The sequence below is a fragment of the Parasediminibacterium paludis genome (assembly GCF_042651445.1).
Taxonomy (GTDB): Bacteria; Bacteroidota; Bacteroidia; order Chitinophagales; family Chitinophagaceae; genus Parasediminibacterium; species Parasediminibacterium paludis.
Genome location: NZ_JBHSDC010000036.1, coordinates 1 through 2,533 on the forward strand (window position 1 = coordinate 1; position 2,533 = coordinate 2,533).

Here is a 2,533-nt window from a genome sequence, read left to right on the forward strand (position 1 = left end):
TGTTTCAAAAAGGTTCAAAGCATCAGAAACGGGGATCACCAGAAGGGATTTGAGTGTTTGGCATCGTGAGGGTCTTTTGCCTTTTGACCGTGAAGGTAGCAAATGGGGTTTATATAGTTTGGTTGATTGTATTTGGTTAAGGTTTGTCCAAAAATTAAAAAAATTTGGATTTGAAAATGATATCATCATTCAAATTAAAAACCATTCCTTTCCGTCAAACACGGTTGATATTTTACAATTCTTTAAAAATAAAATAAGTGAACATAATAATACATCGTCGGAAGCACTAGAAAAAGGAATAACTGAAACAATTGAAAATATTGCGAAAAATCCAGCGCTTTGGGAAGCTGAGGTAAGAGCAAGAGACTTTAGTATGTTTGGTAAGCTGGTAATGCAAACTATTTTAAGCCGTTCGCAAAATGTATTTATTCTTACTGAGTACGATTTCAGGGTGGTAAATCTAGGTGAGCCCTTAAATGAAGAAGAAAGGATTAACACGGAATCATGTCTCAAAGAGATACAACGCGAATCCTATGTCTGCATCAACTTACAGCAACTCTGTGCCAGTTTTTTTGATAATGAAGCACTGAAAGTTGACAATACGTTTTATTGGGGCATTATGAATGATAGCGAACGGCAACTATTAAACGATATACGCTCCGATAAATATAGGCTTGTTACTGTAACAGTGGCAGATGGTTCTATTACACATTTAAGAACTACCAAGCGGCAAAAGGAAAATGAAGAAATGATAAAGCGATTGTCAAGGATGTTCAAAAAAGGTCAGTATGTGTCTATTGAAATGACGACTAATGATGGTAAGATTATAAAATATGATGAAACCAACGTGACAAAATTTTAAATGTAACATTGATGGCATTGGACAAACCAAGCCTAATTTATACTTAGAGGAATGCATGGTAGGCGACCAGCAGGATTTGCATCTTTTAGATACAAATGCACAAGCCAAAAAAACAAGCGGTGGACGCAACTATGGATGTGGCCATTAGCGAACAAATCAAAGCGTTTGCCAGCATCCTAATTTCTATTTACCTAGAAAATGAAGCAACTCATGAAAAGTGTAACACAAAAGCAAAGCCAACAGATGGAAAGTTTAATGGCCAGTGCTTTGGCAAGAATACCAAAGAATAAGGTCATTAAAAGGGGTGGCAAAGCTGCTATCTACACTAGGGTTAGTAGTCTAGAACAACGTAATAACAATAGCTCTCTTGAAACCCAAGATACTATGTGTAGGCAATTTGCGCAAAGGGAGCAAATTCCAATTAAAATTACTTTTGGTGGAGTACACGATAGTGCTAAAACGGATGGCAGGGTTGAGTTCAAGCGGATGCTTAATTACGTCAAAAAAGACAAAGATATTTCCTTTATCATCGTGGCTAATTTTGATCGCTTTTCTCGTACGGGTGCTGCGGCGGCAAAATTAAGTGAGGATTTGGCGAAAGAGGGGATTATACTTCGATCAGTATCGCAAGATATTGACACCTCTACAACCTATGGTCGTTTCCAAGAAAATATGTTGCACCTGATGAATAATCTTGATAACCAAAACAAGAGTGTTCGTACCAAATTACATACTAGAGAAGTGATGTTAAAAGGTTATTGGCCTTATGCGACCCCTCTAGGTTACGAAAACCTGCATAGAAAGGAAAAGGCTTGTAACCATGAATATGTGATTACGGATGAAGGGAAGGAATTAAAAAAAGCGTTTATCCTAAAAGCTAGTGGGCAGTATTCTAATAAGGAGATTGTAGAAAAGCTTAATGCGAGGGGTGTTCGATTGACGGAGAAGAATTTTAGGTTGCTGATATCCAATGTATTTTATGTTGGGTATGTTACCGGTAAGCTTTTAGATGGACAATTGGTATTAGGGAAGCATCCGCCATTGATAGATATGCCAACGTTTTTGAAGGCCAATAATATGTTGAACCTAGCCCCTACTGTCGGTATTGCAAAAGTATTTAGACACGATGAAGTGCCATTAAAAGTTTTTGCAAAAGATGAAGTGAGTGGTATGCCGTTTACTGGTTATAAAACAAAGGGTAATTGGTATTACAAGACCAAAAAAAGTACCCAACCTGTTAATGTTAAGGCGGAGAAATTGAATGGTCTTTTTAGTAATTTATTAGCAGAATTTGAATATGACAAAACCTTGAAGACAGCCTTAAAAAAAGAACTGTTGTCTCAGATTAAGCAACAGTTGTCTGGTTCTGCTGAAAATGAGAAACTTCTTAAAAAGAAAATTACTGAAAAAGAAAAACAAATCACTGCTGTTGAAGAGAAGTTTATCATGGGTGATATCAGTAAGGAAACCTACGATAAATTTATTCTAAAATACAAAGCCGAATTACAGGTATTGAAACAAGAATTTCCTCAGAACGAATATAGCAGTTCGAACCTTGAAAAAGCGGTTGAAAAATGTTTATCAATCGCACAGGACTTAAGCCAGACTTGGATTACAGCCAACTACGAGGCGAAACAAAAACTCCAACACCTTGTCTTCCCAGAAGGAATC

At 36.9% G+C, this 2,533-nt stretch carries 2 protein-coding genes; both read left to right on the forward strand.

Annotated features, from left to right (window positions below; all coding sequences use genetic code 11):
* Positions 1-862, forward strand: an 862-nt coding sequence (locus ACFOW1_RS16930; RefSeq protein WP_379015938.1) for a MerR family transcriptional regulator, incomplete at its 5' end; no start/stop codon positions are given.
* A 243-nt stretch (positions 863-1,105) separates the two neighbouring features.
* A partial coding sequence (locus ACFOW1_RS16935) for a recombinase family protein (RefSeq protein WP_379015940.1) occupies positions 1,106-2,533 on the forward strand: 1,428 nt, incomplete at its 3' end.